General features: G+C 65.1%; 30 protein-coding genes. 15 read left to right on the forward strand and 15 right to left on the reverse strand.

Annotated features, from left to right (window positions below; translation table 11 throughout):
* The first annotated feature begins 43 nt into the window (after positions 1–43).
* The 5 genes from ACYCVF_RS05870 (at position 44) to ACYCVF_RS05890 (ending at position 4,382) form a co-directional block, all read left to right on the forward strand.
* Positions 44–814, forward strand: a complete 771-nt coding sequence (locus ACYCVF_RS05870) for a MotA/TolQ/ExbB proton channel family protein (RefSeq protein ID WP_459597796.1) — start codon at positions 44–46, stop codon at positions 812–814.
* Entirely contained in the window at positions 811–1,482 is a 672-nt protein-coding gene (locus ACYCVF_RS05875) for a hypothetical protein (RefSeq protein ID WP_459597798.1), read from the forward strand. The genes ACYCVF_RS05870 and ACYCVF_RS05875 overlap by 4 nt, the downstream gene beginning before the upstream one ends.
* On the forward strand, positions 1,475–2,080 hold the full coding sequence (locus tag ACYCVF_RS05880) for a hypothetical protein (protein WP_459597800.1): 606 nt from the start codon (positions 1,475–1,477) through the stop codon (positions 2,078–2,080). The genes ACYCVF_RS05875 and ACYCVF_RS05880 overlap by 8 nt, the downstream gene beginning before the upstream one ends.
* Positions 2,081–2,196: 116 nt before the next feature.
* A complete protein-coding gene (locus tag ACYCVF_RS05885; protein WP_459597802.1) occupies positions 2,197–2,937 on the forward strand; it encodes a metallophosphoesterase family protein in 741 nt (246 codons plus the stop codon).
* Positions 2,938–2,942: 5 nt separating this feature from the next.
* On the forward strand, positions 2,943–4,382 hold the full coding sequence (locus ACYCVF_RS05890; RefSeq protein ID WP_459597804.1) for a serine/threonine protein kinase: 1,440 nt from the start codon (positions 2,943–2,945) through the stop codon (positions 4,380–4,382).
* Positions 4,383–4,418: 36 nt separating this feature from the next.
* On the opposite strand, the gene ACYCVF_RS05895 is transcribed toward ACYCVF_RS05890, so the two are convergent.
* The 4 genes from ACYCVF_RS05895 to rpe all read right to left on the reverse strand — a co-directional run bounded on the left by ACYCVF_RS05895 (position 4,419) and on the right by rpe (position 6,387).
* The gene (locus tag ACYCVF_RS05895) at positions 4,419–4,601 is read right to left on the reverse strand and encodes a hypothetical protein (RefSeq protein WP_459598020.1); all 183 of its coding nucleotides are present in this window, start codon (positions 4,599–4,601) and stop codon (positions 4,419–4,421) included.
* Positions 4,602–4,810: 209 nt separating this feature from the next.
* Entirely contained in the window at positions 4,811–4,945 is a 135-nt protein-coding gene (locus ACYCVF_RS05900) for a hypothetical protein (protein ID WP_459597806.1), read from the reverse strand.
* Positions 4,946–5,038: 93 nt separating this feature from the next.
* Positions 5,039–5,638, reverse strand: coding sequence for a hypothetical protein (locus ACYCVF_RS05905; RefSeq protein ID WP_459597808.1), 600 nt, complete (start codon positions 5,636–5,638; stop codon positions 5,039–5,041).
* Between the two features lie 47 nt (positions 5,639–5,685).
* Complete coding sequence (rpe, locus tag ACYCVF_RS05910; RefSeq protein WP_459597810.1) at positions 5,686–6,387, reverse strand: ribulose-phosphate 3-epimerase; 702 nt, start codon at positions 6,385–6,387, stop codon at positions 5,686–5,688.
* A 254-nt stretch (positions 6,388–6,641) separates the two neighbouring features.
* Between rpe and ACYCVF_RS05915 the strand changes: the two genes are divergently transcribed.
* A complete protein-coding gene (locus tag ACYCVF_RS05915; RefSeq protein WP_459597812.1) occupies positions 6,642–7,430 on the forward strand; it encodes an EF-hand domain-containing protein in 789 nt (262 codons plus the stop codon).
* 13 nt (positions 7,431–7,443) lie between these two features.
* Here ACYCVF_RS05915 and ACYCVF_RS05920 read toward each other — a convergent pair whose 3' ends face one another.
* From ACYCVF_RS05920 to ACYCVF_RS05930, 3 genes are read right to left on the reverse strand one after another with little or no spacing between them, the layout of a single operon-like run.
* The gene (locus ACYCVF_RS05920; RefSeq protein ID WP_459597814.1) at positions 7,444–7,656 is read right to left on the reverse strand and encodes a KTSC domain-containing protein; all 213 of its coding nucleotides are present in this window, start codon (positions 7,654–7,656) and stop codon (positions 7,444–7,446) included.
* A 55-nt stretch (positions 7,657–7,711) separates the two neighbouring features.
* Positions 7,712–8,710: a P1 family peptidase gene (locus tag ACYCVF_RS05925; RefSeq protein WP_459597816.1), complete on the reverse strand. Its 999-nt coding sequence runs from the start codon at positions 8,708–8,710 to the stop codon at positions 7,712–7,714.
* A gap of 57 nt (positions 8,711–8,767) precedes the next feature.
* Positions 8,768–11,593, reverse strand: a complete 2,826-nt coding sequence (locus ACYCVF_RS05930; protein ID WP_459597818.1) for a PAS domain S-box protein — start codon at positions 11,591–11,593, stop codon at positions 8,768–8,770.
* A gap of 233 nt (positions 11,594–11,826) precedes the next feature.
* Between ACYCVF_RS05930 and ACYCVF_RS05935 the strand changes: the two genes are divergently transcribed.
* Positions 11,827–12,213 (forward strand): response regulator, encoded by a 387-nt coding sequence (locus ACYCVF_RS05935; RefSeq protein WP_459597820.1) that lies wholly within the window; start codon positions 11,827–11,829, stop codon positions 12,211–12,213.
* An 86-nt stretch (positions 12,214–12,299) separates the two neighbouring features.
* On the opposite strand, the gene ACYCVF_RS05940 is transcribed toward ACYCVF_RS05935, so the two are convergent.
* The 5 genes from ACYCVF_RS05940 to ACYCVF_RS05960 form a co-directional block, all read right to left on the reverse strand.
* The gene (locus ACYCVF_RS05940) at positions 12,300–13,418 is read right to left on the reverse strand and encodes a branched-chain amino acid ABC transporter substrate-binding protein (RefSeq protein WP_459597822.1); all 1,119 of its coding nucleotides are present in this window, start codon (positions 13,416–13,418) and stop codon (positions 12,300–12,302) included.
* A gap of 158 nt (positions 13,419–13,576) precedes the next feature.
* Positions 13,577–14,311 carry an ABC transporter ATP-binding protein gene (locus ACYCVF_RS05945; RefSeq protein ID WP_459597824.1) on the reverse strand — a complete coding sequence of 245 codons (735 nt, stop codon included), beginning with the start codon at positions 14,309–14,311 and terminating at the stop codon, positions 13,577–13,579.
* A complete protein-coding gene (locus ACYCVF_RS05950) occupies positions 14,308–15,141 on the reverse strand; it encodes an ABC transporter ATP-binding protein (RefSeq protein WP_459597826.1) in 834 nt (277 codons plus the stop codon). The genes ACYCVF_RS05945 and ACYCVF_RS05950 overlap by 4 nt, the downstream gene beginning before the upstream one ends.
* Positions 15,138–16,457, reverse strand: a complete 1,320-nt coding sequence (gene livM, locus ACYCVF_RS05955) for a high-affinity branched-chain amino acid ABC transporter permease LivM (RefSeq protein ID WP_459597828.1) — start codon at positions 16,455–16,457, stop codon at positions 15,138–15,140. The genes ACYCVF_RS05950 and livM overlap by 4 nt, the downstream gene beginning before the upstream one ends.
* An 11-nt stretch (positions 16,458–16,468) precedes the next feature.
* Positions 16,469–17,386 carry an ABC transporter permease subunit gene (locus tag ACYCVF_RS05960; protein WP_459597830.1) on the reverse strand — a complete coding sequence of 306 codons (918 nt, stop codon included), beginning with the start codon at positions 17,384–17,386 and terminating at the stop codon, positions 16,469–16,471.
* A gap of 268 nt (positions 17,387–17,654) precedes the next feature.
* Here ACYCVF_RS05960 and ACYCVF_RS05965 point away from each other — a divergent pair, with 268 nt between their 5' ends.
* Positions 17,655–17,813, forward strand: coding sequence for a hypothetical protein (locus tag ACYCVF_RS05965; protein ID WP_459597832.1), 159 nt, complete (start codon positions 17,655–17,657; stop codon positions 17,811–17,813).
* A 182-nt stretch (positions 17,814–17,995) separates the two neighbouring features.
* Positions 17,996–18,550, forward strand: a complete 555-nt coding sequence (locus tag ACYCVF_RS05970) for a hypothetical protein (RefSeq protein ID WP_459597834.1) — start codon at positions 17,996–17,998, stop codon at positions 18,548–18,550.
* Here ACYCVF_RS05970 and ACYCVF_RS05975 read toward each other — a convergent pair.
* The 3 genes from ACYCVF_RS05975 to ACYCVF_RS05985 all read right to left on the reverse strand — a co-directional run bounded on the left by ACYCVF_RS05975 (position 18,512) and on the right by ACYCVF_RS05985 (position 21,186).
* On the reverse strand, positions 18,512–18,904 hold the full coding sequence (locus ACYCVF_RS05975) for a carboxymuconolactone decarboxylase family protein (RefSeq protein WP_014494190.1): 393 nt from the start codon (positions 18,902–18,904) through the stop codon (positions 18,512–18,514). The genes ACYCVF_RS05970 and ACYCVF_RS05975 overlap by 39 nt on opposite strands.
* A 128-nt stretch (positions 18,905–19,032) precedes the next feature.
* A complete protein-coding gene (gene pcaD, locus ACYCVF_RS05980; RefSeq protein WP_459597837.1) occupies positions 19,033–19,815 on the reverse strand; it encodes a 3-oxoadipate enol-lactonase in 783 nt (260 codons plus the stop codon).
* Between the two features lie 15 nt (positions 19,816–19,830).
* Positions 19,831–21,186: a 3-carboxy-cis,cis-muconate cycloisomerase gene (locus tag ACYCVF_RS05985; protein WP_459597839.1), complete on the reverse strand. Its 1,356-nt coding sequence runs from the start codon at positions 21,184–21,186 to the stop codon at positions 19,831–19,833.
* A gap of 171 nt (positions 21,187–21,357) precedes the next feature.
* Between ACYCVF_RS05985 and ACYCVF_RS05990 the strand changes: the two genes are divergently transcribed.
* From ACYCVF_RS05990 to ACYCVF_RS06015, 6 genes are all read left to right on the forward strand, one after another.
* Positions 21,358–21,804 carry an SRPBCC family protein gene (locus ACYCVF_RS05990; RefSeq protein WP_011088412.1) on the forward strand — a complete coding sequence of 149 codons (447 nt, stop codon included), beginning with the start codon at positions 21,358–21,360 and terminating at the stop codon, positions 21,802–21,804.
* A 134-nt stretch (positions 21,805–21,938) separates the two neighbouring features.
* The gene (locus ACYCVF_RS05995) at positions 21,939–22,424 is read left to right on the forward strand and encodes a (2Fe-2S)-binding protein (RefSeq protein WP_459597841.1); all 486 of its coding nucleotides are present in this window, start codon (positions 21,939–21,941) and stop codon (positions 22,422–22,424) included.
* A gap of 27 nt (positions 22,425–22,451) precedes the next feature.
* Complete coding sequence (locus tag ACYCVF_RS06000; protein ID WP_459597843.1) at positions 22,452–23,258, forward strand: FAD binding domain-containing protein; 807 nt, start codon at positions 22,452–22,454, stop codon at positions 23,256–23,258.
* A 62-nt stretch (positions 23,259–23,320) separates the two neighbouring features.
* On the forward strand, positions 23,321–24,244 hold the full coding sequence (locus ACYCVF_RS06005; protein WP_459597845.1) for an AAA family ATPase: 924 nt from the start codon (positions 23,321–23,323) through the stop codon (positions 24,242–24,244).
* Between the two features lie 100 nt (positions 24,245–24,344).
* On the forward strand, positions 24,345–25,547 hold the full coding sequence (locus tag ACYCVF_RS06010) for a vWA domain-containing protein (protein WP_459597847.1): 1,203 nt from the start codon (positions 24,345–24,347) through the stop codon (positions 25,545–25,547).
* A gap of 10 nt (positions 25,548–25,557) precedes the next feature.
* On the forward strand, positions 25,558–25,881 hold the full coding sequence (locus ACYCVF_RS06015; RefSeq protein ID WP_007602422.1) for an XdhC family protein: 324 nt from the start codon (positions 25,558–25,560) through the stop codon (positions 25,879–25,881).
* Positions 25,882–25,883 lie beyond the last annotated feature (2 nt).

A 25,883-nucleotide genomic window follows, 5' to 3' on the forward strand; every position in this document is an offset into this window, starting at 1 on the left:
GGGGCGTTGCAGGCCTCTGCCTGCTATCCAGGAGCGGTGCAGCATGAGTTCGATCACGATTGGACCGACCGCGGGGACCGCGCCCGACCCCTCCGAGCGCAGTGCGCTCCTGTTCTGGATGATCTTCACCGGGCTCTCGATCTTCGCCGTCGTGCTGCTGTGGCGCTTCGGCCTCATCCATCTGATGCTGACCTCAGACCGGACCTACATTTCCAGCGTGATCGCGCTGCTTTATATCCTCACCTGCGGCCATTGCTTCCTGCGCACGCGGGCGATTGCGCGTGAAGGCGCAGCGGCGCGGCACTGCCGCGCGGTGCTGGCGGCGCCGGACGGCAGCAAGGCGCTGGATGCGAGTGCGGCGGTGCTGCCGCGCGGCCTCGTGCGCGACCACATCCAGAGCCTGGTGACGAAAGCCGCGGCGCAGGATTACCGCCCGGTCGACCAGACGCTGCTGTTGCGAAATCTCGCCGATCGCTTGCGCGGCTCCAACGGCTTCGGTGCTTTCGTCTCGGACACGCTGATGAAGCTCGGCCTGCTCGGCACCATCATCGGCTTCATCATCATGCTGGCGCCGATCGCGGGGCTGGATGCCGCCGACAAGGTCGCGATGCGCTCCTCGATGGGCTTGATGAGCGACGGCATGGCGGTCGCGATGTACACGACGCTCGCCGGCCTCGTCGGCTCGATCCTGGTCCGCATCCAGTACTACATGCTGGACGCCGCGACACAGCGGGTTTTCTCGGACGCGGTGGTGCTGACGGAGACCTATGTGACACCAGTGCTGGAGCGCAAGGGTTCCGGTGCGCCGCCATGATGGATGATCTCGGTCTTTATCCGCGCGAGGAGCCGTTCGATCCGCTCGGCGTGATGCTGTTCAAGGCGCTCCAGGTGATCGCGTTCCTGTTCTTTCTGGCGCTGCTCGCCGTCTCGCCGGACGCCAAGGAAGGCAAGATCGACTCCAAGGCGGAGTTCATCATCACGATGGACTGGCCGGACAAACATCCGGACGATCTCGACCTCTTCGTGCAGGATCCGGCCGGCAACATCGCCTGGTATCGCCACCGCGAGGCCGGCTTCCTCACGCTCGACCGCGACGACCGCGGCGGAGCGAATGATTTCATCATCGTCAACGGCAAGAAGATCGCCTCGCCCATCCGCGAGGAGATCGTCACCGTGCGCGGCATCGTAGCCGGCGAATACACCGTCAACGTCTCGCATTTCCAGGCCACCACGGGCGAGCCCGTGACGGCCAGTGTGAAGGTGCAGAAGCTCAATCCGACCGCGCAGGTGATCTTCGACAACAAGTTCGTGCTCGACCATACCGGCGACGAGAAGACCGCGGTGCGGTTCCGGCTCGATGCGGAGGGCAAGGTCATCAATGTCGACCAGCGGCCGAAATCGTTGATGGAGACGTTCCGCAACGTGCGCGCCAACGGAGCCGATATCGATCCCAAGACCGGCGTGAGGATGCGCCGTGAGTAGTCTGCAAACGGTCATCCTCAGCCTCTCGGTCGCCTACGCCGTGATCGGCGCGCTGCTGCTGGTGGTGCTGGTCTATGCCCGGCTGCACTGGTCTTTGAAGGCTGTCGCCGTGGTCGTAACCAGCGCCTTCTATGTCGTCAGCTTCACGGAGATGCGCGGGCTGCTGGGCTGGGCCAGCTCCGACCGGATGCCGACCGCCTTCAAGCTGCTCCAGGCCCGCATCGTCGAGCCGCATTCGCTGGAGGGCGATTCCGGCTCGATCTATCTGTGGGTCGAGGCGCTGGACGAGGACAATCGCCCAAGCGGCATCCCCCGGGCCTTCCGGGTGCCTTACGACGACAGGCTGGCCGACAAGACCCATGCGGCGCAGAACGAGATCGCGGCCGGCCATCCTCAAGGCGGGCGCGCCGCGGATTTCGGCGGCGGCGACGGCAGCCTGATCGACATGGTCCGGGAATATGTGACGCCAAAGACGATCCTCGAGACCAGCGGCGGCGATTCTTCGACCGGCGAATTCAATGCACCGCCGGCCGGTGCGCAGGGCGCCGTGTTCACCCCGCTGCCGCCGCCCCGGATGCCGCCCAAGGACGAGCAATAGGCTCTTCACCCTCGCGGCAGAGGCGCGCTGGAAAACGGCCTCGCGCTGGCGCATTGTCTTGACGTCCCTCAATTTGGCCTCATCGGCCTTCGATAGGATCGGAGGGTGGAGGGTGCGTGCTGCTAGCTGTCTTCTCGGATATCCATGGCAACCGGCAGGCGTTCGAGGCTTGCTTGAAGATCGCGCGTGCGAAGGGCGCCGAGCGCTTCGTCCTGCTCGGCGATTTCGTCGGCTATGGCGCCGATCCGGAGTGGGTTGTGGACACCGCAATGGAGCTCGTTGGGCAGGGCGCCATCGCCGTGCGCGGCAACCACGATCAGGCGGTCAATTCCTCGGCCGAGACCATGAATGCGGAGGCGCAGGTCGCGATCGAATGGACCCGCGGACGGCTGGACACCGCGCAGCGGCGCTTCCTTGCTGAATTGCCCATGATGGTGGAGGACGATGGCCGTCTGTTCGTGCATTCGGAGGCCTCCAGCCCGCAGCGCTGGCATTATGTCCGGTCGACGGCAGAGGCCGCCAAGAGCCTGATCGCGACACACGCCCATGTCACCTTTTGCGGCCACATTCACAGGCCTGCGCTCTATTCGATGTCGGTGACGGCGAAGATGACGAGCTTCGTGCCGAAGACCGACATTTCCGTGCAGCTCCTGCGCGGACGGCAATGGCTGGCCGTGCTCGGCTCGGTCGGCCAGCCCCGCGACGGTGATCCGTCCGCGTCCTTCGTGCTGTTCGACACGGTCTCCTGCCAGATCACCTATTGCCGCGCGCCCTATGACGTCGCGACCGCGGCAGGAAGGATCCGCGATAACGGCCTGCCCCATTGGCTTGCCGACCGTCTGTCGCAGGGGCGCTGAAGGTGATGCCAAAACCTCTGGTCAAATCGGGCGCGGAGATCGACGGCTTCACCATCGGCGAATGCGTCCATGCCGGCGGCATGGCGACGCTGTGGACCGTCACCCATCCCGGTGTCGACGTGCCGCTGCTGATGAAGATCCCGCGGGTGTCGGAGGGTGAGGATCCCGCCGCGATCGTCTCCTTCGAGATGGAGATGATGATCCTGCCGCGGCTTGCGGGGCCGCACGTGCCGGCTTGCTTCGGCACCGGCGATTTCGCCCATCAAGCCTATGTCGTGATCGAGCGCATCCCGGGCACGACGCTCTACAAGCGGCTGCCGGACCTGCCCCTGTCTTATGAGGAGGCGCGACTGCTCGTGGCGAAGATCGCGACAGGGCTGGCCGATTTGCACCGGCAGAACGTGATCCACCACGACATCAAGCCGAGCAGCATCATGTTTCGCGACAGTGGCGAGGCGGTCCTGATCGATTATGGCCTGTCGCACCACGACCACCTGCCTGATCTGCTGCAGGAGGAGTTTCGCCTGCCTTACGGGACCGCCCCTTACATGGCGCCGGAACGGCTGTTGGGCGTGCGCGACGATCAGCGCAGCGACTTGTTCTCGCTCGGCGTGCTGCTCTATTTCTTCACGACGGGCGAGCGTCCGTTCGGAGAGGGTGAGACGTTGCGCGCGATGCGGCGCCGGCTATGGCGCGATCCCTATCCGCCGCGCTCATTGCGCGCCGACTATCCGCCCTGGCTCCAAGAGGTGGTGCTGCGCTGCCTCGAGATCGAGCCGGTGTGGCGCTATCCGACGGCGTCCCAGCTTGCCTTCGATCTCACCCATCCGGACCAGGTCAAGCTCACCACGCGCTCTGAGCGCGTGAAGCGCGATTCCCTCGGCATCGCCTGGCGCCGCCGCTTCAACCAGGGTGTCATGGCGCCACGCGCGAAATCGGATGTCGCAGCCCAGATCGACTCCAGCCCGATCCTTGCCCTGGCGCTGGACACCGTGGAAGGCGCGCCGGAACTGAACGAGGCGCTGCGTGTCACGACCGAGCGCATTCTCGCCACGCTGCCGTCGGCGCGGCTCGCCTGTCTCAACGTCCTCAAGCTCAATCGCATCGCGATCGACCGGACGCTCGACGAGCAGGGCTCCAACAAACATATCGACCGCCTGGTCGCACTCCGGCATTGGGCGACGCCGCTCAAGCTGGACGAAAGCCGGCTGTCGGTGCATGTGCTGGAGGCCGTCGATCCCGCCGCCGCGATCCTCGAGTTCGCCGAGGTCAATCACGTCGACCACGTCATCATCGGAGCACGCCAGAGCTCATTCAGGCGCACGCTGCTCGGCAGTGTGTCGGCCAAGGTGGCCTCTGAGGCGAGTTGCACCGTCACCGTGGTGCGGCCGCCGCGGATGGCGGGGGACGTCGGCGCGTCAGATGCCGGCGAGATGGCCGGTTAGTCCGCCCTGGCGTCGTGGGGCGTCCTGGGCGGTGGATCAGGCTGCGTGGGCGGCGCGCTTGCGGCGGATGGGCCAGGAGAATTGCGGGCCGGGTTCGCCGTGATCGGCGCTGCCGCCGAAATACTGGATGATCTCGCGGCAGGGCTCACAATTGAACAGGTTACGCGACGCGGACGCCTTGGTCATTTCCTTCAGGCAGTTCGGGCAATGCGGTTTCATCAGTCTCAAGTCCAATCCAGAATCTTCAATGCGGGTTCGGCGGCCGGAGCGGGGAGTCCAGGTCCGCCGATCCACCTCCCGGATCGTCCCGCATCTCGCCTTCGGCAAGCTCGAGCCGACCGAAGAAATCCTCGAGGCTCGGATGTGGACGACGCGGGATACGGCACCTGCGCTTCGGCTGACGCTTCACTAGCGCGAATTGCACGGTGTCAGATCCGATTGCGACGGACGCTGCGCGACGAACGCGCCGGGACCTGCACCGGTCCGGCCGACGGGCCGAACAGAACAAACGCACTGAAACCAAGCCACAACGCCACGCCAGTCCAGACCAGGGTCGTCGTCATGATGTGCTCCCGTGAAAAACAGGCAGGAATCACTAGCAGTGATTTGCGCGAATCAGGGAAGTCCGGAGGAGTACGGAATGAGGTTGCAATTTTTCAGCGATTGCGCGCCGCGGCGCCCGGAGGCGCTCCCGTCTTTCGCGTGCGAGATCGCCGGACTTTTCCGGCGCGTGCGCCCTCGAGGATATCCCGGATGCGCGAAGGGTTTCGAACACAGCGAAACCCGTAGCGGCCGGTGTAGTCGGTATCGGGCGAACGGGTCGATCGTCCCGACGCGAAGTTGAGGTGACCGGCGCCGCCGCCGATGTCGAGGATTTCGAACGCTGTGTCCATCGCCCGGAACGGCGTCTGGCTGACTGTCCGTCTGCCCCAGGCCGTTCGCAGGATCAGCGCGCGGCGATCGGTGATCACATAGAGCGCCTGCAGGTCATGCAGCAGCATCATCAGTGGAGCCGCAACCATAGCGACCCCAAGCAGCATGAGAGGTTGGGCCGCCTGGTCGATCCAATCGTTCCTGACGGCGACGGCGGTCAGCAGCAGCCAGGGGAATCCGATCCACCACAGAAACCGCCACATGATCATCCGGGCGACGCCGTCGGGCTGGCCCTGCCAGACCACCTGCTCGCCGTCCTGCAAGGTCTCGGCGAGCAGGCGCCGCAAGCCTGCCAGGAAGGGAGTGGCACGGGTCTCATCCATTCCCATTGGTCGCCGCGGCCGCGAGGCCGGTTCGGCGCTCGAATAGGTCAGATGGCCTCGCCGCGCGCGCCTGCGGCGGCGTTGCGGATTGCTGCGATGTTGGTCTTGTAGGCCTCCTGCGTGCCGCCCCTGAACACCGACGTACCGGCGACGAAGGCGTTGGCACCGGCTGCCGCGAGGGCGCCGGCCACGTCGGGACCCACGCCGCCATCGACTTCGATGTCGATCGGGCGTCCGGCCGTCATCGCGCGGATGTCACGGATCTTGTTGATCGCGGACGGGATGAAAGCCTGGCCGCCGAAGCCGGGGTTGACCGACATCACCAGCACGAGGTCGACGAGGTCGAGCACATAATCGAGCGCGCTGATCGGGGTGCCCGGATTGAGCGAGACGCCCGCCTTCTTGCCGAGGCCGCGGATGGCCTGGAGCGAACGGTGCAGATGGGGGCCTGCCTCCGCGTGCACGGTGATGTGGTCGCAGCCGGCTTTCGCGAAGGCCTCGAGGTAGGGGTCGCAGGGCGAGATCATCAGATGCGCGTCGAAGATCTTCTTCGTGTGCGGGCGCATCGCCTTGATGACGTCGGGGCCGTAGGAGATGTTGGGAACGAAGTGGCCGTCCATCACGTCGAGATGGATCCAGTCGGCGCCGGCGGCGTCCACCGCGCGCACCTCCTCGCCGAGCCTAGAGAAATCCGAGGCCAGGATCGAGGGCGCGATGGCCAGGGGGCGAGGGGCGAAGGCTTGGGTCATGGCGCGTTTTCCCGGGGCGGACCGACGACGGATGGCCTCGCCTAACATGGGCCCCCGTGGCGGGCAATGCAGGAGGGACGGGCTTTCTGTGGGCGGAAATTTCTGCCGCCGGCGGCATGAATTGCCGATGTTCCGCCGGCCTGCAAAGTCTGGTGGATACGGATTTCATTGAGCTTTTCGCAATGGCACGTCGCTTGCTGATCTCACCTGACAGAACATTGGCCGCGGCGTGCCGCATCGGTTGGAGTTGTGCAATGTTGTTTGCCCTTGGCGCCGTCTCGAGTGCGCTCGGCGCGATCCAGTCGCTGACGAACTCGAAATCGTCGTCGGCGACGCAGAAGACGGGATCTTCCCAAGGCGCAACCAATCCGTTCGCAATCGACAGCAACAGCAACACGACCAGCGGCGCGACCTCGTCGGTCAATTCGGGCAGATATCCGCAGATTTCGCCGGAGACCATGAACGCGCTGTTCGCGGCGCAGAGCCGGTCGGCGGACACGAGCGGCGCGACCAGCTCATCCTCGACGGCGTCGGCGTCTTCGGCATCGAAGAGTCGCGAGGCTGCGTTGAAGGACCTGTTCTCGCAAATCGACGGAGACGGTGACGGGAAGATCACCAAGTCCGAATTCGAGGACGCGCTCGGGGCGGGCGGCACCAATCTTGCCAAGGCCGACGAGGTGTTCTCGAAAATGGACGCGAATGCGGACGGCGACATCAATCTCGGAGAGATGACGAAGGCGCTGAGGGGCGGTCACGGCCATCACGCGCAGGGTGCCGGCGGCTCGGGCGGCGGTTCGGAGTCCTCGTCGCAATCCAGCGGCGGCTCGACGTCGACCACGACGACCAATGCCGATGACTCGACCACCACCACCGTCACCTATGCCGACGGCTTCAAGATGTCGACCACGGTGCCTGGTGCCTCCAGCAGTTCGAACGCCAACGGCGGCGGCAATTCACCTTATGACTGGTTCGGGCAGATGATGCAGCGTCAGGCGCAGGCTTCCGCGGGCTCGGCGGCTTCATCGATGTCGATGAGCGTGTGAGCGCGCCCCGAGGCTAACCCGCACACTCGTGCGTGATGTCACGACAGACATAACGGTCGCGGATCTCGCGATTGAAGAACGTCCCCTTTGAGCGCGCTTGACTGAATGCAGCGGCGACCTCGGGCGGAACGTCCTCGTAGACGTAGAGCCGGCCGCTGACGAAAGTCACCTTCAGCTCTCGCGTGCCTGGTGCATATCGAACGAAGCGGATCACGGACGACGGCATGGCGGAACACCTCGGCCCGCCGGGACAACGCCGTGTCCGCCGTTTCGTTTCTCGCCTAGCCGAACTTGTCCTTCCATGCCGGCATTGCACCGGGGAACGGTAGCGCGGCCGCATTGTAGACGCCGCTTGCGATCGCGCGTGCGACCACGTTGGCGGCGACCATGCCGAGCTCGGTGAGCTCCACCAGCGGCTCGATCGGCTTCTCGCAGGTGGCCGCGGCAAACAGAACGTCGCCGTCGAGTGGAGCGTGCACCGGATAGATCGCGCGGGCGAAGCCGGTATGCGCAATCATCGCCAGCCGCTTGGCCTGTGGTTTGGTCAGCACCGCATCCGTCACGACGGCGCCGATCGTGGTATTCTCGCGCGAACTCGCCGCAGGACCGCCCTTGATGCGCATGAGCAGCATGTCCTCGGTGAACTTCTCAGGCAGGCCCCGTCCACCGAACTCGCCGTCCACCTCGAACGGCGCCGCCCAGAACCACGGACCGCTGCCGACGGTGACGCTGCCGACGGCGTTGACGGCGACGATCGCTGCGACCTTGATTCCGCTCGGCGTCACGGCCGCCGCCGAGCCGAGGCCGCCCTTGAACGTCGCTGTGGTGGCGCCATAGCCGGCGCCGGCGCTGCCGAGCGCGAAGTCCGCGCTGGTGGCAGCGGCCGCCGCGGCGTAGCCGAGGTCGCGATAGGGCGAGAAGCGTCCCCAGGCCTTGTTGCCTCCGTTGAGCAGGTCGAACAGAATCGCCCCCGGCACGATCGGGATCAGCGCTTCGCGAATCCGGTGGCCGCGGCCCTGCTCGGCGAGCCAGGCCTGCACGCCGCCGCCGGCATCGAGGCCGAAGGCGGAGCCGCCCGACAGCGCGATGGCGTCGATCCGCTCGACGGTGTTCGCAAGGTCGAGCAGTGCATCCTCGCGCGTGCCGGGGCCGCCGCCGCGAACGTCGATCGCGGCGACCGCGGGAGAATCGAAGACGACCACGGTCGCGCCGGAACCGACTTTCGCGTCTTCGGCATGGCCGACCCGGACGCCTGCGATATCGGTGAGAAGGTTTTTCAAGATGGCCTCGTCATTGAAGCAATTCGCGATCTGCGATAGCGCAACGATGCCGCGGGCTCAACTGGCCAGCGCGGTCCTCAGCATCTTGGCAAGCTCGGACTTGCGGTAGGGCTTGGCCAGCAGCAGCACGCCGGAATCAAGCCGGCCGTGATGGACGATGGCGTTCTCGGTGTAACCCGAGGTGAACAACGTCTTCAGGCCGGGGCGGCGCCGGGCCGCCTCGTCAGCCAGCTGGCGGCCGTTCATGTTGCCGGGCATGATGATGTCGGTGAAAAGCAGGTCGATCTCCTTGTCGCTGTCGACGATGGCGAGGGCTTCGGTCGCGTTGGCGGCTTCGAGCGCGGCATAGCCGAGGCTCTTGACCTGCGTCACCACATACTGCCGCACCAGTGCGTCGTCCTCGACGATCAGGATCCTCTCGTTGCCGCCGGCGATGGGCGCATTCTGCAGCGCCTCGAACTCGGTCTCCTGGACGCCGGTGGAGCGCGGCAGGTAGATCTTCACGCTCGTGCCGTGGCCTTCCTCGCTGTAGATCTTGATGTGGCCGCCGGACTGCTTGACGAAGCCGAACACCATGCTCAGGCCGAGGCCGGTGCCCTTGCCGACCTCCTTGGTGGTGAAGAAGGGATCGAACACGCGGTCGATCAGCTCCGCCGGGATCCCGCTGCCGGTGTCGCTGATTGCAATCATCACGTAATTGCCGGCGACGACGTCGGGATTCATGCTGGCATAGCCGTCGTCGAGGAAGACGTTGCGTGTCTCCAGCACCAGCGTGCCGCCGCCGGGCATGGCATCGCGCGCGTTCAATGCGAGATTGAGGATCGCAGTGGACAGCTGGCCGGGGTCGACCAGCGTCGGCCAGGCATCCTCGGTGAGCTGCGGCATGATGGTGATCTGCTCGCCCAGCGTCGGATGCAGCAGCTTGGCGGCTTCGAGCGCAAGGGCATTGACGTCGATCTCGCGCGGCTGGAGCGGCTGCTTGCGGGCGAAGGCCAGCAGATGCCTGGTCAGCTGCGCGCCGCGCTCGGCGGCGTCGTCGATCAGCTTGGTGATGGCGGCAAGCTCGGGTCGATCCGCGACCGCGTCGCTGAGAATGCCGATCGTGCCGGTGATGACCGTCAGCACGTTGTTGAAGTCGTGGGCGACGCCGCCGGTCAGCTGGCCGATGGAGTCCATCTTCTGGACGTGCCTGAGCTGGGCCTCGGCGGCCTGCTTCTCGGTGAGGTCGCGGCCGATGAAGAAATGCCGCTTCACCGGCTCGGACCATGTGCCCATCCAGTTCAGCGTGACCTCGTGACCGTCGTAGTGATAGTAGCGCGCCTCGAAGCTTCGCTTGAGCGCACCGCGGCGCGCCGCGCGCATCTCCTCCCGCGTCTTCTCGAGGTCGTCGGGATGAATGAACTCGGTCGCGCTGTGCCCGATCAGGTCTTCGGGGCTGAAGCCGAGGATGTCCTTCACGCTCGGGCTGACCTGGACGAAATTGCCGAAGCCGTCGGTGATCAGGATCAGGTCCTGCGAGGCTTCGAAGATGCGCCGGCGTTCCTCGGTCTCGCGGTGAAGCTTCTCCCGCGCCTGCTTCTCCTCGGTGATGTCATGCGCGATCTTGGACGCACCGATGATTTCTCCGTTGTCGGCTTTCAGCGGAGATACGTTCAGGACGACGTCGAGCGCGCGGCCGTCCTTTCGAATTCGAATGGTCTCGTGCTGGGCGATCGTCTCGTTGCCGGCAATCCGGTTGAGGATGCTCCGTACGTCGGCCTTGCGGTCCGGCGGCACGATGATGTCGATCGGCTTGCCGATCGCCTCGGCGGGGGAATAGCCGAACAGATGTTCGGCGGCCTTGTTCCAGCCGGTGATGATGCCGTCGAGCGTCTTGGTGATGATGGCATCGTTGGAGGACTCGACCACCGCGCTGTAGAGGGCGAGACGCTTGACGTAATAGTCGCGCTCCGAAGCCGATTGCTCGCGCAGCCTACCGACGAGGCCGACCGTGCGGGTCTGGAGGCGGACATTCTCCACCAGGAGCACCGCCAAAACGAATGTCGCTGCGCCGAGACCGTAGAGCCGACCGGCATAGAAGCCGAGATCGAAGCGGGCGACGTTGACGATTGCCGACAGGGCGATGTCGAACAGCCAGGCAAACATCACGACCATGAGCCAGACGTCGAGGACCGAGTGCGGCCTGCGAAACCAGAGCGAGACCAGCGCGGCGAAGCTCAGCGACCACACGAAGGATACGACGCCCATCATGGTCGGCGTGTAATGGCCGTCGCGCAGCAGCACCGGCAAAAGATCGTGCTGGGCGGTGACGATCCAGGTGAAGGCGGCAATGGCGGCGATCACGCCGAGCACGCTGGCGCAGATCGCGCCGCGCGTCGTGATCCGGATCCTGGCACCGCCGTCGGCATCCTTCAGCCAGGCATAGCCCAGCACGCAAAGCGGGAAGCCGGCGTGCCAGATCATGTAGAGCCAGACCGTGGTCTGCCGGCCCGCGCCGAACAGCCCGGTGGGTGCGAACAGCCCCGGAAAGGTGAGGGCATGGACCAGCGCTGCCGCGGCAGTGAACAGATAACCTGTGGCGAGCCACAGCAGCGCACGGGTTCGCAGCACCGCAAATTGCGTCATCAGCAGCACCGCCGTGACGATGTCGCTGACGGCGAGCGCCGACTGATAGCTCGCGACGAAGGCCGGGACGGGCGCGAGCGGGATACCTGCAAAAGGCACCGCGATGGCGAACAGGACCGAGGAGACGCCGACGATCGCTAGTGCCGCGGCGCGATCGGTCGAGGTGGCCGGCAAGGTGGAAAGAAAGGCGCTTCGGTCGATCAATGCAGGCACGTCCACCTCTCGGGGGTCGGTCTTGAGCAGGTCGGCTTTGAGCATCTCCGCTGGTCTCATTCTGCCGGCCGCCCGTTCATGGTAGCGGGTTCTCGGCGCACATCGCGAACGGAACCCGTTCGACTCAACCGAAGGTTACAGCTTACTTAATTTCTGCGGGAACACGGAATAGGGCTCGGGTAAGGTGCGCTTTACTAGGCGGTGTCATAATGCCCTCCGCTCCGGCGGGTTCCAGCTTTGAATTGGGCGATTTGACAGCGATATCGAAAGTTCTCCCCATGCCTCGCGTTCTCATCATCGACGATCAGAAGGACGTCCGCGCGATGGTCGCAATCGTGCTTCGGGTCAATCATTTCGATGTCGTCGAGGCCGAGAGCGGAGCAGCCGGGCTGAAAGCCTTCGCTGATGGCCATTTTGACGTGGCGATCGTCGACATCTTCCTCGGCGACACTAGTGGCGTCGACGTCATCTCGTCCTTGCGCGAGCGCGCGCCCGCGCTTCCGGTCATTGCCGTGTCCGGGATGACGACCTTCGATTTCATGGAACAATCGCCCCACCTCGCCAACGTGGTCTGCCTGCAAAAGCCGTTTCGGCCGAACGATCTCCTGCAAGCATTGCGGAAGGGCCAGTCGGCGGCTGGCGACGAACTGCCCGCTGCCGTCTGAGCCCGCCGCTAGAAAAAAACGCCCCGGCGTAAGCCGGGGCGTGGCGGTGGTCGGATGGTGATGGCCAAAGGCCCTGCCAAGCGGACTTAGGTGCCGTTGCCGGTGATCTCGGCGTAGCCGCCCTTGGCGTCCCATTTGTAGACGACGTAGTCGATCTGCTTGATGTCGCCCTTGGAGTCATATTCGATCGGGCCGATCACGGTGTCCCATTTGCCGGCCTTTATCGCCTCCATGACCTTCTTGGCGTCGGTGGTGCCGGCCTTCTTGGCCGCCTGCGACCAGACCTGCATCGCCGCATAGGTGTAGAGGGTGTAGCCCTCCGGGTCGATGTTCTTGGCCTTGAATGCCTCGACGATCTTCTTCGCCGTCGGCTTGTTGCGCGGGTCGGGGCCGAAGGTGAACAGTGTGCCTTCGCCGGCAGGGCCGGTGATGGAGGCGTACTCCTTGTCGGCGAGCGCGTCGCCGGCCATCAACACGGTCTTGAGGCCCTGGTCCCGCATCTGGCGCAGGATCAGGCCGCTCTCCTGATGATAGCCGCCGACGTAGACAAGGTCGATGTTGTCGCGCTTCAGGCGCGAGACGATCGCGTTGAAGTCCTTGTCGCCCTTGTTGTAGGACTCGTACATCTTCTCGGTGACGCCGGCCTTGTTGAGCGCCTTCTTGGTCTCGTCGGCAAGACCCTTGCCGTAGGTGGTCTTGTCGTTGAGAATGGCGATGTTCTTGCCCTTGTAGTTCTTGGCGATGTACTGCGCCGCAATCAGGCCCTGCTGATCGTCACGGCCGCAGACGCGAGCCACGTTCCAGAGCTTGCGCTCGGTGAACAGCGGGTTGGTCGAGGCCGGCGTGATCTGGAGCACGTTGCCGTCGGCATAGGCTTCCGAAGCCGGGATCGACGATGACGAGCAATAGTGCCCGGCCACGAACGGGATTTTCGCGCCGGCGATCTTCTCGGCGATCGAGCGCGCCTGCTTCGGGTCGCAAGCGTCGTCCTCGACGGAGAGCGCGAGCTTCTTGCCGTTGACGCCGCCGGCGGCATTGATATCGGTCACGGCCATCTCGGCGCCGTTCTTCATCTGGCGGCCGAAGGCGGACTCGCCGCCGGTCATCGGGCCAGCGACTGCGACGGTGACATCCTGCGCGAATGCCGCGCCCGACAGCGCGAGCGATGCGCCGAATGCCAGACCGATGAGCTTCAGTGATTTCATGAGATACCTCGCGGGTGGTCGCCTGTGGAAGTTGCCGGGAATGCCCGGTTCAAACCGGCGCCATTCTTGAATGAATTCGTGGAGAAGTCACCGGCAAAATACGGGCATATGCGGAGATATCTCGCCGCATTCGGCCGCACTTGCCGGCACAGGCTGGGTCAGCCGTGGCGGCCGCCTTCCAGATAGGCGGCGCGAATCTCGGGGCGCTGCAACAATTCGGTGCCGGTCCCGGCCAACGTGATCAGGCCATTGACCATGACATAACCGCGATGAGCGAGCTTGAGCGCATGGTTGGCGTTCTGCTCGACGATCAGAACGGTCAGGCCGTCCTGGCGGTTGAGGGTGCGGATAGCGTCGAAAATCTGGCGTGCGATCAGCGGCGCCAGCCCGAGCGAGGGCTCGTCGAGCAGGAGCAGGCGGGGCCGGCTCATCAGCGCGCGGCCGATTGCCAGCATCTGCTGCTCGCCGCCGGACAGGGTTCCGCCGCGCTGGGCATAGCGTTCCTTCAGGCGCGGAAACAGCGTGAACACGCGTTGCAGCGTCGCCTCGCGTTCGGCGTCGGTGCATTCGGTGGCGTCCGCCCCCATCTGCAGGTTCTCCGCCACGCTCATACGCGGGAAGATGCGGCGACCCTCCGGCGATTGCGCGATGCGCAAATGCGCGATCTCGTGGGTAGGCACGCCGGTGATGTCGCGGCCTTCGTACAGGATCTGGCCGGCGCGGGCGCGCGGCTTGCCGAAGATCGTCATCATCAGCGTTGATTTGCCGGCGCCGTTGGCTCCGATCAGGGCCACGATCTCGCCGGCATTGATCTCGACGTCGACGCCCTTCAGCGCCTCGATCTTGCCATAGGCGGCGCGAAGACCGCGGATCGCAAGCAGGGGTGATGTCACGACCCGCTCTCCATCACGGCCACAGCCTCGTCCTCGTCGGCGCCGAGATAGGCGGCGATCACCTTGGGATCGTCGCGGACCTCGCGCGGCGTGCCTTCGGCGATCTTGACGCCATGGTCCATCACCACGATGTGGTCGGAGATCTCCATCACCACCGACATGTCGTGCTCGATCAGCAGGATCGAGGTGCCGAGCTCGTCGCGGATCGAGAGCAGGAGTTCGCTCAAGGCCGCGCTCTCGCGCGCATTGAGGCCGGCAGCCGGTTCGTCCAGGCACAACAGGGCGGGCTCGGTGCACATTGCGCGGGCGATTTCCAGCCGGCGCTGATCGCCATAGGCGAAATTGCCGGCGGCGTCATCGGCGCGGTCGAGCAGATTGACCCGTTTGAGCCAGTCGGTGGCGAGATCGATCGCACGCTTTTCGGCGTCGCGGTAGGCAGGAACGCCAAGGAGACCGAGAAGGGTGAATCCGGAAGCGCGCATCAGCGCGTTGTGCTGCGCCACCATCAGGTTTTCCAGCGCGGTCATGCCGGGAAACAGGCGGATGTTCTGGAACGTGCGCGCGACCTTGGCCTGCTTGGCGATGCGGAAATCGTTGAGCCGCTCCAGTGCGAATGCCCCGCCGTCGTCGTGCACGAGACGGATGCTGCCGCCGCTCGGCTTGTAGAAGCCGGTGATGCAGTTGAACACCGTGGTCTTGCCGGCGCCGTTGGGCCCGATCAGCGCAGTGATCTTCTTCCGCTCCGCCGAAAATGACAGGTCCTGCACGGCGACGATGCCGCCGAAGCGCATGGTGAGCCGATCTACGCTCAGAATCTTGTCGGCGCTCATCCGTGCCCTTCCTTGACGAGATCGGAGGAGATCGCCTTCGCCTTGGTAAGATACACGGTGGGTGCGCGATGGCCGATCAGGCCGCGCGGCCGCCAGATCATGATCAGCACCATCGACATGCCGAACACGAGCATGCGGTAGGTCTCGAGGCCGCGGAACAGCTCGAAGCCGCCGATCATGGCGAGCGCTGCGAGCGCGACGCCGAGCTGGGAGCCCATGCCGCCGAGCACGACGATGGCGAGCACCAGCGCCGATTCCTGGAAGGTGAAGGATTCCGGGCTGATGAAGCCCTGGCGCGTGGCGAAGAACGCGCCGGCGAAGCCACCGAACATGGCGCCCGTCGCGAACGCCGTGAGCTTGGTGGTCGTGGTGTTGATGCCGAGCGCGCGGCAGGCAACCTCGTCCTCGCGCAAGGCTTCCCAGGCCCGGCCGATCGGCAGGCGGCGCAGCCGGATCGTCACCCAGTTGGTGAGGAGCGCCAGCGCCAGGATCAGGTAGAACAGGAAGATGATGCGGTGGGTCGCCGAATACTCGATGCCGAGCCTGGCGGCGAGCCCTTCGTCGCTGTTGTCGAGCGGGATGCCGAAGAAGGAGGGGCGCGGAATGCCGGAGACGCCGTTGGGGCCGCCGGTGAGCTCCTGCCAGTTGATGATGACGAGGCGGATGATCTCGCCGAAGGCGAGTGTAACGATGGCGAGGTAATCGCCGCGCAGACGCAGCACGGGAAAGCCGAGAAGGACGCCCCAGAACGCGGCGAGGATGCCGGCGAGCGGCAGGCAGATCCAGAACGACCAGCCGAAATTGGTCGCGAGCAGCCCGTAGGAATAGGCGCCGACCGCATAAAAGGCGACGTAGCCGAGATCGAGCAGTCCGGCGAGGCCGACCACGACGTTCAGGCCCCAGCCCAGCATGACATAGGTGAGCACGAGGATCGCGAGGTCGAGGATGTAGCGTTGGTTATAGAAGATGACAGGCACCAGCAGCGTGAAGATCAGGAGCGCCGGCGCGAGGTAGCGGCCGATGAAGGAGATGCTGCTCTGCACCGCGGGCGGCACCAGCTTCTCGGAGCCGGTCGGACCGATCCACTGCCGCAGCAGCTCGATCACGATCGAGCCGCCGAACACCACGGCGACGAGGGAGGCGAGCTCCCCGAAGCGCGTCCAGTAGGTGAGCTGGCCGTCGGAGCCCGCCTCGGTGCGGACGCCGACCATCAGCGAGAACAGCACCAACGCGATCAGCGCGTTGATCACGGCCGTTTTCAGGAGGGCTGGGATGCCCGTTGCGAATTTAGCGGTCTCGGTCGGGGGAGCTGTCACGCGCCGGTCCGTCAGACTTTTTCGACTTCGGGGCGACCGAGCAGGCCGGTCGGCATGAAGATCAGCACGACGATCAGGATCGAGAACGCAGCTACGTCCTTGTACTCGACCGAGAAATAGGCCGACCAGAACGTCTCGATCAGGCCGATCGCGAGCCCGCCGAGCATGGCGCCGGGCAACGATCCGATGCCGCCGAGCACGGCCGCGGTGAAGGCCTTGATGCCGGCGACGAAACCCATGAAGAAATCGACCAGGCCGTAATAGAGCAGGTACATCAGGCCCGCGACAGCGGCGAGCGCGGCGCCGATCACGAAGGTCATGGAGATGGTGCGGTCGACGTCGACGCCGAGCAGCGCCGCCATGGTCTGGTCTTGCTCGCAGGCGCGCATGTCGCGTCCGAGCCGCGTGCGCGACACCAGCCAGGTGAAGATCGCGAGCAGCACGATGGTGGTGACGACCACCATGATCTGGATGTTGGAGAGCTGGATGACGAAGCCGTCCTGGCTCTCATGCAGCGTGTAGCCGCCGGTGATGAAGGGCGGGATCGGCTTGACGCGGGCGCCTTGCGCCACCTGCGAGTAATTGGTCAGCACAAAGGACATGCCGATGGCCGACAGCATCGGGGCGAGGCGGAAGGAATGGCGCAGCGGCCGGTAGGCGATGCGTTCGATGGTCCAGCCGTAGAGCGCGGTGATCGCCATCGAGACCAGGAGCACGACGAGCAGGATCACGGGGATTGCGGTCAGGCCGGTCGAGATCAGGATCAGGAAGGTGATCAGCGCGATGAAGCCGCCAATCATGAAGACGTCGCCGTGGGCGAAGTTGATCATGCCGACGATGCCGTAGACCATCGTATAGCCAATCGCGATCAGGCCGTAGATCGAGCCCAGGACGAGACCGTTGATGAGTTGCTGGGCGAAATAATCCATGGCTGCCGTTACCAAACCTGACGCGGCTCAAAGGGAGCTCTTCGAGAGAGTTCTCAAGTTTCTTCTCGGGCCCCGGCAGCCCTTGAGCATTCTTGGTTTTGTAACAGGAGGGAACTGGCGGCCGCAACTGGCCAAGCCTCGACACAAAGGCTTGTACAGAGATCATTTCTGCTCGGGTTCCCCGCTGTGGAAGGAACCGGGTTCCCGGCAACCAAGGTGGATGCTGGGCGTTGTTTCTTTTCTGTCGTTCAACAAGGGAGTTTCCCGAATGACGAAGCAGCAGAACCAGAATCCGGGTCAGCAGAATCAGAACCCCGGGCAGCAGCAGGACGGCGGCCAGAAACCCGGCCAGCAGCAGCAGAACGACCCGATGCGCCAGGGCGAACGTCCCGGCCGGCAACAGGGCGGCCAGCACGGTCAGGAGTAGCGAGTTTCGGTATCCGTGAGTGAGGAAAAGCCCCGCCGACAGGCGGGGCTTTTCCCTTGGGGCGCCCCGCCGGGCAGTTAAGGTAAACAAAGGGTTTAAATTGCCGCCACCGTCGGATGCGAGTTAGCTCCGCGAAGTCGCCGTCTTCGTCGAAGGCGTCGGCAAACCAAGCGGGAAGCGGCATGTTCAGGAATTGGCGGATTGGTTCGGTCAACGGCGCGCTGCTGGCGGCCTATTTCATTCCGGCCTGGGCACTTGTCGCCTTCAACATCGTGGTCTCGCCGGTGCGCGGTCTCTATGAGCGACCGAGCGTGGCAGTGGCGCTGTTTCTCAGCGACCATCTCGAGATGGCGGGGATGAGCACGGTGCGGGCTGCCTGGTTGCTGGCCCTGGGCCGCATGACCGTGGTGGCGTTCTTTGCGATCTACCTTGTGCTTCTGTGCATCCCCCGCGTCCGCAGGAGCAGCGGCAGCGACGAAGCGCTCGGCATTGCGCTGGCGATCGGCAGCCTGATCTCGTTTGCCAGCATGGTGATGGCCTCGAAGGTCGGCGAGTTGGCCGCGCTCCGGCTGCATGCCACCGAGCTCCTGCTCTTGCTCGGCGCCGCCATCGTGCTGGTGATCGAGAAGCCGGCGGCAGCGCCGAAGACCGTCGGGGCCGCGGCGCCGCCAAGCCTTCAGCCGCCAAGCCTTGAGCCGCTAGGACTTGAGCAGGCCGAGCTCCTGCACAATCGCTGAGGCTTCCTTCACGGCGTGGTTCGCGGCAGGCACGCCGCAATAGATCGCCTGCTGAAGCAGGATTTCCTTGATGTCGTCGGGCGTGAAGCCACCCTCGGCGAGCGCCGCTCGGACGTGCAGGCGGAATTCGTCCCACTGCCCGAGGGCGACCATGGTGCCGATGACGAGCACCCGCCGCGTGCGCTCGTCGAAATGCGGCCGCGTCCAGATCTCGCCCCAGGCGTAGCGCGTGATCATGTCCTGGAAGTCGGTGTTGAAGGCGTTGCGGTTCGCGATCGACTTGTCGACCCAGGCATTGCCCAGCACCTTGCGGCGCACGTTCATGCCGGCATCGCGGCGCTTCTGGTCGTCCATGTGTTTTCCTCCGAATGAGTCATTCCGGGGCGCCTCGAAGAGGCGAACCCGGAATCTCGAGGTTGCGAACGCCGATCGAGATTCCGGGTTCGATGCTGCGCATCGCCCCGGAATGACGAAGGTCGTTGCTAACGCTGCGTCAAAAAGCCGACCACCGCGTCGGTGAATGCGTGCGGCTGCTCGACATTGGAAATGTGCGCGGCGTCGATGATGGTCATGCTCGCGCCGGGAATGTTCGAGCGGATCAAGTCGGCCGCCGAGATCGGCGTCGCCATGTCGTGACGGCCGGCGATCACCAGCGTCGGGCTCTTGATTTTGGGAAGTAGCTCGCGCTGGTCGAGGGTCGACAGCGCCTCGCAGCAGGCAAGATAACCCTCGACCGGCGAGGCGAGCAGCATCGATTTCATCTTCGCGGTGATCGCGGGCTCCCGCTCGCGGAAATCCTGGGTGAGCCAGCCCGCGATCACGGCATCGGCGACGGCGGCGATGCCGCCATCCTTCACCGCCTTGATGCGGTTATGCCAGTTTGTTGGATCGGGATAATAGCAGGACGTATTAGCAAGGATGAGCTTGCCGAACCTCTCAGGCGCGTTGGCGCCCAGCCATTGTCCGACCATGCCGCCCATCGACAGACCGCACCAATGCACCTTCTCGATGTTGAGATCGTCGAGGATCGCCAGCACGTCGCGGCCAAACCGCTCCATCGAGTAAGGACCCGGGGGAACGTTGGACTTGCCGTGGCCGCGGCGGTCGTAGCGGATGACGCGGAACACCTGCGTCAGCGCCTTCATCTGCGGCTCCCACATCTGAAGCGTGCAGCCGAGCGAGTTGGACAGCATCAAGGTGGGCCCGCCGTCGCGACCCTCGACGGAGACGTTGAGCAGGCAACCGTCGGCATCGATCATGGGCATGCGGCGTCTCCGTATCTATTCGCGCTCAAGGCTGTCGAGCAGGCGGTCGATCAAGGCCTGCGAGGCCCCTTGATAAGCCATCGGCTCGAACAATGCCGCAATTTTCTCCGGCGTAAGGTGCGCGGTCACCTGCGAATCGGCCGACAGTACCTCTCGCAGATGCGTCTTCTCGGCGACCGCGCGCTTGCTCGCAGCTTCGATGAGATGATGCGCATGGCTCTTGCCGATCTTTTCGGCCAGCGCGAATGTGACCGCTTCGGCCATGATCAGCCCCTGCGTGGCATCGAGATTGCTGCGCATGCGCGCGGCATCGACGTCGAGGCCTTCGGCGATGTCGACGATGGCGGCCAGCGCCCCCGAGGTGACCAGCATCAGTTGCGGCAGCGTCGGCCATTCCGCGTGCCAGGGTCCGGCGCTGCGTTCGTGGTCCTGCACCTGCGCGGCGAAAATCGTGGCGGCGAGCTGCGGGGTCATGGTGGCGGCGCCCAGCGCGCTCGCGGCGGCGACCGGATTGCGCTTGTGCGGCATGGTCGAGGAGCCGCCGCGGCCTTCGCCGGCGGGCTCGAACGCTTCGGCAACGTCGGTCTGCATCATCAGCGAGACATCCCGCGCGATCTTGCCGCAGCTGCCGGCGAGAATTGCGAAGCAGGATGCAGCCTCGGCGATGCGGTCGCGATGGGTATGCCACGGCGCCTCGGGCAGCGGCAGATCGAGCTCCTGCGCCAGCCGCTCGGCTACCGCGAGCCCCTTGTCGCCGAGCGCTGCGAGCGTGCCGGCGGCACCTCCGAATTGCAGGGCAAGGCCCTCGCGGGACAGCCGCCGCAGGCGGCCGCGGGAGCGGGCAAGGCTTGCGGCATATTCGGCGGCCTTCAGCCCGAACGGCATCGGCAGCGCATGCTGGAGCCAGGTCCGCGCCACCATCGCGGTGTTGCGATGGTTGCGCGCCAGTGCGGCAAAGCCCTTGATGGCGCGACTGAGGTCGACGTCCAATGCATCGATGGCGGCGCGCAGCGTCAGCATCGTCGCGGTGTCGATGACGTCCTGGCTGGTCGCGCCCCAATGCACGTAGCGCGCGGCCTCCGCGTCCGCCTTGCCGACATGGGCGGTCAGCGCCTTGACCAGGGGAATCGCGAGATTGCCCGATCGCGTCGCGGCCTCGGCCAGTGCGGCGATGTCGAAGGAATCGGCCCTGCACGCGGCCTCGATTGGGCCGACGGCGGATGCCGGAATCACAGCCGTGGCGGCCTCGGCGCGTGCCAAGGCTGCCTCGAAATCGAGCATGTTCTGCAGGGTAGACCGATCGTCGCAGACCGCGCGCATGGCAGCGCTCGACATCATCGGCGCGAGCAGGGGGGAGAGGGAGGTGCTCATGTTGCGCGCGACCTAATCATCACGGCCCGGCTGTGCCAATCCCCAACCGCCCGCACAGGTCTTTTTGCAGTTGCGAATATGCATTGCACGTGACCGGACCACGCCCTTTCCTTTGCCGCGTGCCTGCGTTACTTGATCGGCACTATAGTTAGGCGATCCGGGAGGCACCTCATGGCCATGACGATGAACGGCGAAGTCCAGCTCGCGGCGCCGCGCGAGGCCGTGTGGGCCAAGCTCAACGACCCCGAGGTGCTGAAGGCCTGCATCCCCGGCTGCGAGGAGCTGGAGAAGACCGACGATGGCGGCTTTCGCGCAACCGCTAAAATGAAGGTCGGCCCTGTCTCGGCGCGCTTCAAGGGTAAAGTCACGCTGTCCGATCTCGACCCGCCGAACGGCTACAAGATTTCAGGCGAAGGCGAGGGCGGGGTGGCTGGCTTCGCCAAGGGCGGCGCGGTGGTCAAGCTTGCGGAGAAGGACGGCGGCACGCTGCTCTCCTATGACGTCGAGGCGCAGATCGGCGGCAAGTTGGCGCAGCTCGGCCAGCGCCTCATCAATGGCGCCGCCAAGAAACTGGCCGACGAATTTTTCGCGAACTTCGCCAAGGCGGTACAAGGCTGACACCTATCGCTTTCGGCATGGCGCCTTGCGTCCCGGGCGATGTTGCCCCCGGGCATATTGGCCCATATGATGGGTTGGAATAATTATAAGAACCGCTTCGACGGGACCCGTCGGGGTGCTGATAGAGAGTGCTTATGGCAAAAATCTCCCTCATCGTGAACGGCAATCCAGTCACGGCCAACGTCGATCCCCGCACGCTTCTGGTGCAGTTCCTGCGCGAGAATCAGAAGCTGACGGGCACCCATGTCGGCTGCGACACCTCACAGTGCGGCGCCTGCGTCGTGCATTTAGACGGCAAGGCCGTGAAGTCCTGTACCACGCTCGCGGTGATGGCCGACGGCCATGAGGTCAAGACGATCGAGGGGCTCGCTGCCGATGGCGCGCCGCTGCACCCGATGCAGGAGGCCTTCCGCGAGCACCATGGCCTGCAATGCGGCTTCTGCACGCCCGGCATGATCATGACCGCGATCGACATCGTGCACCGCAGGGGGCACGAACTCGACGATCACACGATTCGCGAGGAGCTCGAAGGCAATCTCTGCCGCTGCACGGGCTACCAGAACATCGTCGCCTCGATCTCCGCCGGCGCGAAGGCGATGGCTAAATCCGACCTCGCGTAACGCGCATCCCGCGATCAGGACATTCAGATGTACGAATTCAAATATCATCGCCCTGGGACCGTTCGCCAGGCGGCCAACCTCCTGGTGAAGAACGAAGACGCCAAGGTGATCGCCGGCGGTCACACGCTGATTCCCGTCATGAAGCAGCGCCTCGCAAGCCCTCCGCATCTGGTCGACCTCTCCCATATCGAGGGGCTCAACGCGATCGAGATGAAGGGCCGCGCGCTGGTGATCGGCGCCACCGCCAAGCACGCCGAGGTCGCGACTTCCGCCATCGTCGGTGAGGCGATCCCGGCGCTCGCGGATCTCGCCAGCCAGATCGGCGATCCGGCCGTGCGTCACAAGGGCACGATCGGCGGCTCGCTCGCCAACAACGATCCGACCGCCGACTATCCCGCCGCGGTGCTTGCGCTCGGGGCCACCATCGTCACCAACAAGCGCCGCCTCAAGGCGGAAGAATTCTTCCAGGGCCTGTTCACGACGGCGCTCGAAGCCGACGAGATCATTACCAAGGTGATGTTTCCGTTGCCGAAAAAGGCAGCCTACATCAAGTTCCGCAACCAGGCTTCTCGCTACGCGCTGGTCGGCGTGTTCGTGGCGCGGCGGCCTTCGGACGTGCGCGTGGCCGTCACCGGCGCCGGCTCCGAAGGCGTCTTCCGCGTCACCGCATTCGAGGAGGCCCTGAAGAAGCGCTTCGCCGCGAAGGCGCTGGAAGGCATCGCGGTGCCTGCCGAAGGTCTCAACAGCGATATCCACGGCAGCGCCGAATACCGCGCGCACCTCATCGGGGTGCTGACGCGGCGTGCCGTCGATGCCGCCAACGCCAAGGCGTGAGGTGACCTCACGCGTCGGCCCCGAACTTGTCCCGATGAGGGCGTAGTAAGACTGGTTTTTTCATGACTTCAACGCCCAACTCGTCCGGTGCTTTGCCGGCATCGGTCGATGCGATGCTCGAACTTCTGACGTCGCGGGGCTATCTCGCCGAGCGGTCGCTGGCGACGGTGACCTACCTCTCCTTGCGCATGGGAAGGCCGCTGTTTCTGGAGGGCGAGGCCGGCGTCGGCAAGACCGAGATCGCAAAAGTGCTCTCGGCGGCGCTGGGGCGGAAGCTGATCCGACTCCAGTGCTATGAAGGCCTCGACGTCTCCTCCGCGGTCTACGAGTGGAACAGCGCCGCGCAGATGATCGCGATCCGGATGGCGGAAGCCGCCGGCGACACCGATCGTGATCAGCTCGCGAGCGACATCTTCGCCGACCGCTACATGATCAAGCGGCCGTTGCTTCAAGCGCTGGAGCCCGACGTCGCCGGCCCGCCGGTCCTCCTCATCGACGAGCTCGACCGCGCCGACGAGGCGTTCGAGGCCTATCTGCTCGAAATCCTCAGCGACTTTCAGGTGACGATCCCCGAATTCGGCACGGTGAAGGCACCGCATCCGCCGATCGTCATCATCACCTCGAACCGCACCCGCGAGATCCATGACGCGCTGAAGCGGCGCTGTCTCTATCACTGGGTCGATTATCCTGCCGCCGAGCGCGAGCTCGCGATCGTCAAGTCGCGCGTGCCCGGTATCTCCGCCAAGCTGTCGCAGCAGGTCGTGCGCTTCGTGCAGGCGCTGCGCAACCAGGACTTCTACAAGTCGCCGGGCGTCGCCGAGACCATCGACTGGGCCACCGCGCTGTCCGAGCTCGACGCCCGGTCGCTGACCCCACAAGTGGTCGGCGACACGCTCGGCGCGCTGCTCAAGTACCAGGACGACATCACCCGGATGCAGGGCGATACCTTGCAGAAGGTGCTGAAGGAAGCGACGAGCGAGAATTAGTTGGGTCGTTCCGAGGCGATGCGTAGCATCGAACCCGGAACCTCGAGATTCCGGGTTCACGCTACGCGTGCCCCGGAATGACGGCAGGGGGCGATACATCATGGCGATCAACCACCTGGCGCCGGAGCAGACCGAGCAATTCGCGGACAACATCGTCGGCTTCGCCCGCGCATTGCGCGCCGCCGGCATGCCGGTCGGGCCGGGCGCCGTCATCGACGCCATGAGCGCGCTGCAAGTGATCGACATCGGCAACCGGTCCGACGTCTTCACCACGCTGGAGGCGATCTTCGTCAAGCGCCACGAGCATGCGCTGATCTTCAAGCAGGCCTTCAACCTGTTCTTCCGCGCCTCGGAAGAATGGAAGCACATGCTGGATTCGGTGCCGCTGCCGGAGCAGGCCAAGAAGAAGCCGCAGGCGGGCGCGCGCCGCGTGCAGGAGGCGATGTCGCAACCGCGCATGACGGAGACGCCGCAGCACCAGGAGCAGGATCTGCGCCTGTCCGTCTCCGACAAGGAGATCCTTCAGAAGAAGGATTTCGCGCAGATGAGCGCGGCCGAGATCAGCGAGGCGCTCCGCGCCGTCGAGCGGATGCACCTGCCGCAGGCCGAGCTTCTGACGCGCCGGCGGCGGCCCGATCCCCGGGGCCTGCGGCTCGACCTGCGCCGCACGCTACGGGCATCGTTACGCACCGGCGGCGACATCATCGACATCCGTCGCCTCGGCCGGATCGAGAAGCCGGCGCCGATCGTCGCGCTGCTCGACATCTCGGGCTCGATGAGTGAGTACACCCGCCTGTTCCTGCATTTCCTGCACGCGATCACGGATGCGCGAAAACGCGTCTCGGTGTTCCTGTTCGGCACGCGCCTCACCAATGTCAGCCGCGCGCTGCGGCAGCGCGATCCCGACGAGGCGCTGGCGAGCTGTTCGGCCTCGGTCGAGGACTGGGCCGGCGGGACCCGGATCTCGGCCTCGCTTCACAACTTCAACAAATTGTGGGCGCGCCGCGTGCTGAGCCAGGGCGCCATCGTGCTCCTGATCTCCGACGGGCTGGAACGGGAGGCCGATTCCAAGCTGGCCTTCGAGATGGACCGGCTGCACCGGTCCTGCCGGCGGCTGATCTGGCTCAACCCGCTCTTGCGGTTCGGCGGCTTCGAGGCCAAGGCGCAGGGCATCAAAATGATGCTGCCGCACGTTGACGAATTCCGCCCGGTACATAATTTGAGTTCGATCCAGGAGCTGATCAACACGCTCTCCGGGCCGCTGCCGCCGCATCACCGCAGCCTGATCCGCTCCGCAGCTTGAGAGGCCAGCCATGCTCGATCGCGACGAGGATATCCTGAAGGCGGCGGAGGATTGGCAGAAGGCCGGCCGTGGCGTCGCGCTCGCCACCGTCGTGGAGACCTGGGGTTCGGCGCCGCGCCCGGCGGGCTCGAGCCTCGTCATCAACGACGAGGGGACCTTTCTGGGCTCGGTGTCCGGCGGCTGCGTCGAGGGTGCCGTGGTGACCGAGGCCATGGATGTGATCCAGAGCGGCAAGCCGCGAATGCTGGAGTTCGGCGTCGCCGACGAGACCGCCTGGAATGTCGGGCTGTCCTGTGGCGGCACCATCCGCGTCTTCGTCGAGAAGGTCGGTTAGCC

This window comes from Bradyrhizobium cedriense (assembly GCF_054602315.1).

Coding starts and splice junctions, on each gene's coding strand:
- ACYCVF_RS05870 (WP_459597796.1), top strand. CDS start 44: ATGAGTTCGATCACGATTGGACCGACCGCGGGGACCGCGCCCGACCCC.
- ACYCVF_RS05875 (WP_459597798.1), top strand. CDS start 811: ATGATGGATGATCTCGGTCTTTATCCGCGCGAGGAGCCGTTCGATCCG.
- ACYCVF_RS05890 (WP_459597804.1), top strand. CDS start 2,943: ATGCCAAAACCTCTGGTCAAATCGGGCGCGGAGATCGACGGCTTCACC.
- ACYCVF_RS05895 (WP_459598020.1), bottom strand. CDS start 4,601: ATGAAACCGCATTGCCCGAACTGCCTGAAGGAAATGACCAAGGCGTCC.
- ACYCVF_RS05900 (WP_459597806.1), bottom strand. CDS start 4,945: ATGACGACGACCCTGGTCTGGACTGGCGTGGCGTTGTGGCTTGGTTTC.
- ACYCVF_RS05905 (WP_459597808.1), bottom strand. CDS start 5,638: ATGGATGAGACCCGTGCCACTCCCTTCCTGGCAGGCTTGCGGCGCCTG.
- rpe (WP_459597810.1), bottom strand. CDS start 6,387: ATGACCCAAGCCTTCGCCCCTCGCCCCCTGGCCATCGCGCCCTCGATC.
- ACYCVF_RS05915 (WP_459597812.1), top strand. CDS start 6,642: ATGTTGTTTGCCCTTGGCGCCGTCTCGAGTGCGCTCGGCGCGATCCAG.
- ACYCVF_RS05920 (WP_459597814.1), bottom strand. CDS start 7,656: ATGCCGTCGTCCGTGATCCGCTTCGTTCGATATGCACCAGGCACGCGA.
- ACYCVF_RS05930 (WP_459597818.1), bottom strand. CDS start 11,593: ATGCTCAAAGCCGACCTGCTCAAGACCGACCCCCGAGAGGTGGACGTG.
- ACYCVF_RS05935 (WP_459597820.1), top strand. CDS start 11,827: ATGCCTCGCGTTCTCATCATCGACGATCAGAAGGACGTCCGCGCGATG.
- ACYCVF_RS05940 (WP_459597822.1), bottom strand. CDS start 13,418: ATGAAATCACTGAAGCTCATCGGTCTGGCATTCGGCGCATCGCTCGCG.
- ACYCVF_RS05950 (WP_459597826.1), bottom strand. CDS start 15,141: ATGAGCGCCGACAAGATTCTGAGCGTAGATCGGCTCACCATGCGCTTC.
- ACYCVF_RS05960 (WP_459597830.1), bottom strand. CDS start 17,386: ATGGATTATTTCGCCCAGCAACTCATCAACGGTCTCGTCCTGGGCTCG.
- ACYCVF_RS05965 (WP_459597832.1), top strand. CDS start 17,655: ATGACGAAGCAGCAGAACCAGAATCCGGGTCAGCAGAATCAGAACCCC.
- ACYCVF_RS05970 (WP_459597834.1), top strand. CDS start 17,996: ATGTTCAGGAATTGGCGGATTGGTTCGGTCAACGGCGCGCTGCTGGCG.
- ACYCVF_RS05975 (WP_014494190.1), bottom strand. CDS start 18,904: ATGGACGACCAGAAGCGCCGCGATGCCGGCATGAACGTGCGCCGCAAG.
- pcaD (WP_459597837.1), bottom strand. CDS start 19,815: ATGCCCATGATCGATGCCGACGGTTGCCTGCTCAACGTCTCCGTCGAG.
- ACYCVF_RS05985 (WP_459597839.1), bottom strand. CDS start 21,186: ATGAGCACCTCCCTCTCCCCCCTGCTCGCGCCGATGATGTCGAGCGCT.
- ACYCVF_RS05990 (WP_011088412.1), top strand. CDS start 21,358: ATGGCCATGACGATGAACGGCGAAGTCCAGCTCGCGGCGCCGCGCGAG.
- ACYCVF_RS05995 (WP_459597841.1), top strand. CDS start 21,939: ATGGCAAAAATCTCCCTCATCGTGAACGGCAATCCAGTCACGGCCAAC.
- ACYCVF_RS06000 (WP_459597843.1), top strand. CDS start 22,452: ATGTACGAATTCAAATATCATCGCCCTGGGACCGTTCGCCAGGCGGCC.
- ACYCVF_RS06005 (WP_459597845.1), top strand. CDS start 23,321: ATGACTTCAACGCCCAACTCGTCCGGTGCTTTGCCGGCATCGGTCGAT.
- ACYCVF_RS06010 (WP_459597847.1), top strand. CDS start 24,345: ATGGCGATCAACCACCTGGCGCCGGAGCAGACCGAGCAATTCGCGGAC.
- ACYCVF_RS06015 (WP_007602422.1), top strand. CDS start 25,558: ATGCTCGATCGCGACGAGGATATCCTGAAGGCGGCGGAGGATTGGCAG.